We start from the raw sequence: 8244 nt of genomic DNA, 5'->3' as shown, positions 1-8244 counted from the left end.
CGAGCAATCCCTCCTTTTTCTAGCTTTCATGCGCTTTGTACAACTCTTGTACAACCTGTACAAAACCTTATGCATAAAAAATTTATATTTATACAATTGCTATTATGTGGGTAAATATATATTATAGAAGAAAGTCGACTATTCGACAGATTCCACATGGTGTGGATAACTTTATACAGTGATAGTGGAAATGATGTCCACAAGTTGTCCACAGTTTGTGGATAAAAACCAACTGTGGAAAAGTAATTAAGAGTGAAAACAAAAATATAATATCAAAGAATTCGGCATGATGCAATGAATTTTCGAAACTTATCCACAATCACTACACCTTGTGGAGAAAAGTTTTCCACAACACAAGATAGTGTGCATGAGTTGTCGATAAGGAATGGAGAAGTAGAAAAATGTCGAAAAAACTTATCCACAAAGGTTTAAGAGAAGAATTTGAATAAAAAAGAGGCTTTTTATAACATTTATTGTTGTAGTTTTGTTCAGTAACGATGTGATCGCAGCTGGTAGAGAAAGAAAAAGTGATGAAAAGGAAAAATTTTTTCTTTAATAAATCAATGAATTTTATTGATTAGGTATAGACAATTGGGTTATAAAGATATTAGAATGAAGAAGATTGAGTAAAACAGATAATGAAACCAAGAGATTGAAAATTTTATTTTTTAAATAACATTGACATCTTCTTAGTCTTTTCATTATAATTGCAAGGACTGTCTTTTTCAGTTATTCCTCGAGGAGGTGTTTATAGATGAAAAGAACTTACCAACCAAACAAACGTAAGCACAGTAAAGTACACGGTTTCCGCGCTCGTATGAGCTCAGCGAATGGACGTAAAGTTTTAGCTCGTCGTCGTCGTAAAGGAAGAAAAGTATTATCAGCATAATAGACCACTGACGCCAGTGGTCTTTTTTCGCTTTATAAGGCTAAAATCACCTCTGTTCCTGTAGGGACTACATAAGAGCATGACCTGAAAAAGGGCAGGAGTTGTTAAAAATGAAAAAAAGATATCGTATAAAAAAGAATGATGAATTTCAAACAGTTTTTAAAAAGGGCAAGTCCGTAGCGAATCGCCAATTTGTCTTGTATGTTCTAGACAAACCGGATCAAGAACATTTCCGCGTAGGATTCTCCGTGGGCAAAAAGATTGGAAATGCCGTGACTCGTAATCGAGTTAAGCGCCTTGCTAAACAAATTATGTTTGAATTCACACCGTATTTAAAGCAAGACAAAGATTATATTGTAATTGCAAGGCAGCCTGCTGCAACGATGAGCTATGAAGAAATTAAAAGCAGCTTGCAGCATGTCTTTAAGCGTGGCAAATTACTTACACATAGACAAAACGATTAATAAACAATAGAAGAAAAGCCTTTAATAGCTGTTGTTTTTCTACCGCATCCTTATATAATGGATTTTGACGCACTTTCAGAATTGAAAGGTGAACATGTAGAAGGAGGAAAAACAGGTGAAGAAGAAGTTGTTTTTAGGGATAACACTTATCTTTCTATTAACTGTTTTGGCGGGTTGTACGGAAATTAACCAACCTATTACAGATGATAGTAAAGGTTTTTGGAATGAGTATGTTGTGTATCCGCTATCATTGGTCATTACGTATCTGGCGGAGGTATTTAAAAGCTATGGAGTTGCGATCATCGTTGTCACAATCCTGATTCGCTTACTTATCTTGCCGCTTATGATTAAACAGATGAGAAACACGAAAGCAATGCAGATGCTTCAGCCCGAAATGCAGAAGTTAAAGGAGAAGTACAGTTCAAAAGATGCCCAGACGCAGCAGCAATTGCAGAAAGAAACGATGGCATTATTCCAAACTTACGGAGTAAATCCTTTAGCTGGGTGCTTCCCAATTCTAATTCAAATGCCCATTCTTATTGGGATTTTCCACGCGATTACACGAACGTCGGAAATCGCAAACAACAGCTTTTTATGGTTTGATTTAGGTGCGCGTGATCCGCTATTTATCTTACCAATTGTCGCAGGAATCACAACGTTTATTCAGCAAAAGATGATGATGGCCGGAAATGCAAATCAAAATCCTCAAATGGCTATGATGCTTTGGGTTATGCCGATCATGATTGTGGTTTTTGCAATCAATTTTCCAGCCGCCTTATCTCTTTATTGGGTAGTGGGAAATCTATTTATGATTATTCAAACCTACTTCATTAAAGGGCCAGACTTAAAACAAGCGAATATTGAAGGGGTTAAAAAATGAACGAAATCACAATTACGGCCCAGACGATTGAAGCTGCTGTTCAAGAAGCATTAGATGCTTTAGAAGTAGAGCGAAATCAAACAAATGTAGAAATAATTGAACCAGGGAAAAAAGGATTCCTAGGAATCTTTAAGGGAAAACCCGCAGTTGTAAAAGTTACAAAAATAGTTGACCCTGTAGAGGAAGCGGTTCATTTTATTACAAATGTTAGCCGTGAAATGGGGATTTCGATTCATACGAACGTCAAAAAAACCTCGAGAAACTGCATAATTGAGATTAGTAGCGATTCAGCAGGGGTGTTGATTGGAAAACATGGACAAACCCTAAATGCGCTCCAGCTTCTCACACAATTGGTAGCTAATCGATACAGTCAGCAATTTTTAAATGTTGTATTGAATCCAGAAGGCTACCGAGAAAAGCGAAAAGAAATGGTCGAAAAATTGGCATTAAAAATAGCTAATCAGGCGATTAAAACGAATCGGTCTGTTCAACTAGAACCAATGCCTTCTCATGAAAGAAAAATGATTCATCAAGCGTTAGCTAAAAATTCTTTAGTTGAGACGAGATCTGTTGGCAAAGAGCCCAAAAGAAGTATTTTGGTTCAGCCAGTTGCCAAAAAGCACTAGCAAAATAGCTAGTGCTTTTTTATGTGCTTACTTTTATTAACCAAGCGTTCAAAAAAATCAAGATGCATACGTTGTTATTCACATGTGGATAAGTTAAAATAGTACATACTGCCTGTTTTTCTTACTGTGTATAACGTAAGAAACGTTAGAGATGTTCCAAATCAGTGAATTGTGGTATTCTATTTATTTGGTTCATACAAATCATGGGCTTTAAAATAGATGTTTTTGTTCGTGTAAAATTGTTAACGATGATAGTATATAACGTCGTTTAAAATAAAAGGTTTATAAAATGAAATGAGGTGAAGTTGGTGTTAGATTTTGATACAATTGCGGCCATTTCTACACCAATGGGAGAAGGAGCTATTGCCATTGTCCGCCTGAGTGGTGAAGAAGCAATTACAATTGCAGATCGTATCTTTAAAAGCGTTTCGAATAAACGATTAACAGAAGTAGCTTCTCATACTATTCACTACGGTCATATCGTAGATCCCAAGACGGAGCAAGTCGTTGAAGAAGTAATGCTTTCCATTATGAAAGGTCCCAAAACATTTACCAGAGAAGACATTATTGAAATTAACTGTCACGGCGGAATCGTATCCGTTAATCGTGTGCTGCAGTTAGTTATTGCCAATGGTGCCCGTTTAGCTGAGCCGGGTGAGTTTACAAAACGAGCATTTTTAAATGGTCGAGTAGACTTATCACAAGCAGAAGCTGTAATGGATTTAATTCGTGCCAAAACAGATAAAGCGATGAATATGGCGATCGGCCAAATGGAAGGGCGTTTGTCCAAGCTAGTACGTCATTTACGTCAAGAAATTCTCGAAACACTTGCCCATGTAGAAGTAAACATTGACTACCCAGAATATGACGATGTAGAGGAAATGACTCACCAAGTGTTAATTGAAAAAGCTTCAAATGTACGCCAAGAAATTGATAAGCTTCTTCAAACCTCTCATCAAGGGAAAATTTTAAGAGAAGGATTGGCCACGGTTATTATTGGACGTCCTAATGTAGGGAAATCTTCTCTTCTAAATAGTTTAGTGCAAGATGCAAAGGCCATTGTCACAGACATTCCTGGAACGACGCGAGATGTAATCGAAGAGTATGTCAATGTGCGAGGAGTTCCTCTACGATTAGTTGACACAGCTGGAATTCGTGAAACAGAAGATATTGTAGAACGAATTGGTGTAGAACGCTCCCGTCAGTATTTGAAAGAAGCAGATTTAATTTTGCTTGTACTGAATTTCCATGAAGAACTAACGGATGAAGATAAAAAACTATTTGAAGCTGTAAAAGGCATGGATGTTATCGTAATTGTGAATAAAACAGATCTTGAGCAAAAAATTAATCTAGAGGAAGTGCAGCAATTTGCTGGTAATCATCCAGTAGTGACAACTTCTCTCCTTCAAGAACAAGGAGTAGATCAGCTTGAGGAAGCAATCGCAGCTCTTTTCTTTGAAGGAACAATTGAATCTCAAGATTTAACGTATTTGTCTAATACGAGACATATTGCGCTTTTAACGCAAGCAAGAGGGGCTATCGATGAGGCCATCACAGGCATTGAGAGTGGCGTTCCAATCGATATCGTTCAAATTGATTTAACAAGAACGTGGGAACTATTAGGTGAAATTATTGGTGATGCTGTTCACGAAAGCTTAATTGATCAGTTGTTCTCTCAATTCTGTTTAGGAAAATAGATTATTAAAGGAGGCTACTATTATGCAATATGAAGGTGGACAATATGATGTTATTGTCATTGGAGCAGGTCATGCAGGCTGTGAAGCGGCGCTTGCTTCTGCGCGTATGGGTGCTAAAACGTTAACGCTGACCATTAACTTAGACATGGTGGCGTTTATGCCGTGCAACCCTTCTGTAGGCGGCCCTGCAAAAGGTATTGTAGTACGTGAAATTGATGCTCTTGGCGGAGAAATGGGTAGAAATATCGATAAAACTCATATTCAAATGAGAATGTTAAACACAGGAAAAGGTCCAGCCGTTCGAGCACTTAGAGCTCAAGCAGATAAATTTGCTTATCAGCATGAAATGAAAAAAACGTTAGAAAATGAAGAAAACCTAACGCTTATGCAAGGCATGGTAGAACAGTTAATTGTAGAAGATGGCGTATGTACGGGCGTTGTCACTCAAACAGGAGCTGTGTATAAAGCGAAAACAGTTGTTATTACGACAGGAACATTCTTACGCGGGGAAATTATTTTAGGTGAACTAAAATATTCAAGCGGTCCTAACAATCAACAACCTGCTATTAAGCTTTCTGAACACTTAGAGGAGTTAGGACTGGACATGGTCCGTTTTAAAACCGGAACTCCACCGCGTGTTAACAGCTCCACTATTGATTACAGCAAAACAGAGATTCAGCCTGGGGATGATGTACCTCGTGCTTTCTCATACGAAACAACACAGTACATTACAGATCAACTGCCTTGCTGGTTAACATATACAAGTGAACAAACTCATCAAATTATTGACGAGAACCTCCACTTATCTCCTATGTATTCTGGGATGATCAAAGGTACTGGACCGCGCTACTGTCCATCTATTGAAGATAAGGTTGTGCGCTTTAATGATAAACCGCGCCACCAAATTTTCTTAGAGCCAGAAGGACGAAACACGCAAGAAGTATATGTTCAAGGATTGTCAACAAGTCTTCCTGAGCACGTACAGCGTCAAATGCTTGCGACAATTCCGGGCCTTGAAAAAGTCCAAATGATGCGTGCGGGCTATGCTATTGAATATGATGCAATTGTTCCGACTCAGTTATGGCCAACGCTTGAAACGAAGAAAATTAAAAATCTTTATACGGCTGGACAAATTAACGGAACATCTGGTTATGAAGAAGCTGCAGGCCAAGGTCTTCTTGCTGGAATTAACGCGGGAAGAAGAGCGCTGGAACAAGAAGAAGTCATCTTAGGACGTTCTGATGCTTACATCGGTGTATTGGTGGATGATTTAGTAACAAAAGGAACAAATGAACCGTATCGTCTACTAACGTCTCGTGCAGAATATCGTTTATTGCTTCGTCACGATAACGCTGATTTACGCCTTACTGAAATTGGTCGTGAACTAGGATTAATCAGCGATGAGCGCTATGCTAAATTTAAACAAAAGAAAGCGGAAATCGAGCAAGAGAAGAAACGTCTTTTCTCCTTTATAATTAAGCCGAATGAAGCTGTTCAACAACTGATTAAAGAAGCTGGCGGCAGTGAATTAAAAGATGGCATTCGTGCGACAGATTTACTTCGCCGTCCTGAAATGACATATACTCATATTCATCAATTAGCACCAGCTGATGAGACGGTAGATCCTGAAGTAGCTGAACAAGTAGAAATCCAGGTGAAATACGAAGGATATATTCAGAAATCACTTCAGCAAGTTGAACGTTTGAAGAAGTTAGAAAACAAAAAGATTCCTGATTATATCGATTATGATGCAATTAACGGTTTAGCTACAGAAGCACGTCAAAAATTAAACCAAGTGCGTCCACTAACGGTAGCGCAAGCTTCACGTATTTCGGGAGTCAACCCAGCTGATATTTCAATCTTGCTTGTTTATATTGAACAAGGGCGCATCGCTAAAGTATCAAATGATTAAAACTCTTAGGCGCGAAGAAAGGGAAACTCAATGAATATTCAACAGTTTCAACAGCTATTAGAAGAAAAGGGAATTTCTCTTTCTTCTAAACAGCTGAATCAATTTGAAAAGTATTATCAAGTTTTAGTGGAATGGAACGAAAAAATGAATTTAACTGCTATCACTGATCACGGTGAAGTGTATGAAAAGCATTTTTACGATTCTATTTCAGCTGCTTTTTTTCAAGACTTTACAGAAATTGAATCCATGTGTGATGTAGGTGCAGGAGCAGGATTTCCAAGTATTCCGATCAAAATTTGCTTCCCGCATTTGCATGTAACAATCGTTGATTCGTTACAAAAGCGTATTACGTTTTTAACGCATCTTGTAAATGAGCTTGAACTAGACAATGTCACACTATGTCATGATCGAGCTGAAACATTTGGTAAAAAAGAAACGATTCGCGAGTCATTCGATCTTGTAACGGCAAGAGCCGTGGCACGTATCTCGGTTCTCAATGAATTTTGCTTACCGCTTGTTAAAGAACAAGGACGCTTTTTAGCAATGAAAGGTGCTTCTGCCCCTGAGGAATTAAAAAATGGAGAAAAATCATTCCAAGTATTAGGTGGAAAAGTGAATTCGATTGAACATTTCCAATTGCCTTTGGAGCAAAGTGAACGTTACATTATTTTAATAGACAAAATAAAGAAAACGCCTAAAAAATATCCTAGAAAACCTGGTACCCCAGTTAAGCTTCCACTAGAGTAGGCATTAAATAGATAGAGAAGAAAATGTTTCATATGAAACATTTTCTTCTCTATATTTTCTGTTTAGAAAGCAGGATATGATTAAAAAACATCGAATTAGTTTAAGGCGGGATTTTCCTGAAGGTGGTGTGGGACTATGAAATCTGCTTTTTCACGTTTTTTTAATTTAAAAGAAAAAGATGAGGATATTCATGTAGAGATTGAAACTGTCCAAGATGAAAATGTCGAAAAAGTTTTAAGAGATGAAGTAAAACAAATTAGGGTTTCAAGTATTATTCCGAATCGTTATCAGCCGCGTACTGTGTTTAATGAAGCAAAAATTGAAGAGCTAGCTCTTACTATTCATACACACGGTATTATTCAACCTATTGTGGTTCGACCGACTGAGGGCGAAGAATACGAATTAATTGCTGGAGAACGCCGGTGGAGAGCTGTACAAAGCTTAGGGTGGGATACGGTTCCTGCAATTGTGAAACATTTTAACGATACAGAAACGGCCTCTGTGGCTTTAATAGAAAACTTACAACGTGAAGAGCTAACGGCTGTCGAAGAAGCACTAGCCTACGCAAAGTTAATTGAGTTACATAATCTTACCCAAGAGGCATTAGCTCAACGTTTAGGAAAAGGCCAATCCACAATTGCAAACAAGCTTCGTTTGTTAAAGCTTCCTGTTGAAATACAAGAAGCAATCAAACAAAAATTGATTACAGAGCGACATGCAAGAGCGCTCATTCCCCTCAAAAATCAAGAAAAACAACTTCAAGTATTAGCTGAGATTATTGAAAAACAATTAAATGTAAAACAAACGGAAGATCGAGTAGTTAAATTGTTAGAAACGCAGGTTAAAAAGCCAAAAGCAAAAAGAAAAGCGTTTAGTAAAGATACGCGTATCGCAATGAATACAATTCGTCAATCCTTGACAATGGTTAGTGACAGCGGTATTTCATTAAACACGGAAGAAGAAGAGTTTGATGAATATTTTCAGTTTACTATTAAGATTCCGAAAAAATAAAGAAATAGCCCTCATCTT

Annotated in this window: 8 protein-coding genes; all 8 read left to right on the top strand. The window is 37.7% G+C overall.

All coding sequences use genetic code 11. The annotated features are described in order from the left end of the window. Window positions 1-754: 754 nt before the first annotated feature. The 8 genes from rpmH (at window position 755) to noc (ending at window position 8226) form a co-directional block, all read left to right on the top strand. Complete coding sequence (rpmH, locus tag U9R83_RS26400; RefSeq protein ID WP_013059930.1) at window positions 755-889, top strand: 50S ribosomal protein L34; 135 nt, start codon at window positions 755-757, stop codon at window positions 887-889. Between the two features lie 110 nt (window positions 890-999). After that, window positions 1000-1353, top strand: coding sequence for a ribonuclease P protein component (rnpA, locus tag U9R83_RS26395; protein WP_013059929.1), 354 nt, complete (start codon window positions 1000-1002; stop codon window positions 1351-1353). A 115-nt stretch (window positions 1354-1468) separates the two neighbouring features. Beyond that, window positions 1469-2233, top strand: a complete 765-nt coding sequence (spoIIIJ, locus tag U9R83_RS26390; RefSeq protein ID WP_014457668.1) for a YidC family membrane integrase SpoIIIJ — start codon at window positions 1469-1471, stop codon at window positions 2231-2233. After that, window positions 2230-2859 (top strand): RNA-binding cell elongation regulator Jag/EloR, encoded by a 630-nt coding sequence (jag, locus tag U9R83_RS26385; protein ID WP_014457669.1) that lies wholly within the window; start codon window positions 2230-2232, stop codon window positions 2857-2859. The genes spoIIIJ and jag overlap by 4 nt, the downstream gene beginning before the upstream one ends. A 308-nt stretch (window positions 2860-3167) precedes the next feature. Next, window positions 3168-4556 carry a tRNA uridine-5-carboxymethylaminomethyl(34) synthesis GTPase MnmE gene (mnmE, locus tag U9R83_RS26380; protein WP_014457670.1) on the top strand — a complete coding sequence of 463 codons (1389 nt, stop codon included), beginning with the start codon at window positions 3168-3170 and terminating at the stop codon, window positions 4554-4556. A 22-nt stretch (window positions 4557-4578) separates the two neighbouring features. Then, window positions 4579-6468, top strand: a complete 1890-nt coding sequence (gene mnmG / locus U9R83_RS26375; protein WP_243550110.1) for a tRNA uridine-5-carboxymethylaminomethyl(34) synthesis enzyme MnmG — start codon at window positions 4579-4581, stop codon at window positions 6466-6468. Window positions 6469-6498: 30 nt separating this feature from the next. Then, the gene (gene rsmG, locus U9R83_RS26370) at window positions 6499-7215 is read left to right on the top strand and encodes a 16S rRNA (guanine(527)-N(7))-methyltransferase RsmG (RefSeq protein WP_014457672.1); all 717 of its coding nucleotides are present in this window, start codon (window positions 6499-6501) and stop codon (window positions 7213-7215) included. A 135-nt stretch (window positions 7216-7350) separates the two neighbouring features. Beyond that, window positions 7351-8226 (top strand): nucleoid occlusion protein, encoded by an 876-nt coding sequence (noc, locus tag U9R83_RS26365; RefSeq protein WP_013059923.1) that lies wholly within the window; start codon window positions 7351-7353, stop codon window positions 8224-8226. Window positions 8227-8244 lie beyond the last annotated feature (18 nt).

Source organism: Priestia sp. LL-8 (assembly GCF_036227845.1).
Classification (GTDB): domain Bacteria; phylum Bacillota; class Bacilli; order Bacillales; family Bacillaceae_H; genus Priestia; species Priestia zanthoxyli.
This window is presented reverse-complemented; position numbering and strand designations above follow the sequence as displayed.

What these genes read in the sequence shown, in the direction of transcription:
- rnpA (WP_013059929.1), top strand. Translation starts at nt 1,000, where the DNA reads ATGAAAAAAAGATATCGTATAAAAAAGAATGATGAATTTCAAACAGTT.
- rsmG (WP_014457672.1), top strand. Translation starts at nt 6,499, where the DNA reads ATGAATATTCAACAGTTTCAACAGCTATTAGAAGAAAAGGGAATTTCT.
- jag (WP_014457669.1), top strand. Translation starts at nt 2,230, where the DNA reads ATGAACGAAATCACAATTACGGCCCAGACGATTGAAGCTGCTGTTCAA.
- rpmH (WP_013059930.1), top strand. Translation starts at nt 755, where the DNA reads ATGAAAAGAACTTACCAACCAAACAAACGTAAGCACAGTAAAGTACAC.
- mnmG (WP_243550110.1), top strand. Translation starts at nt 4,579, where the DNA reads ATGCAATATGAAGGTGGACAATATGATGTTATTGTCATTGGAGCAGGT.
- noc (WP_013059923.1), top strand. Translation starts at nt 7,351, where the DNA reads ATGAAATCTGCTTTTTCACGTTTTTTTAATTTAAAAGAAAAAGATGAG.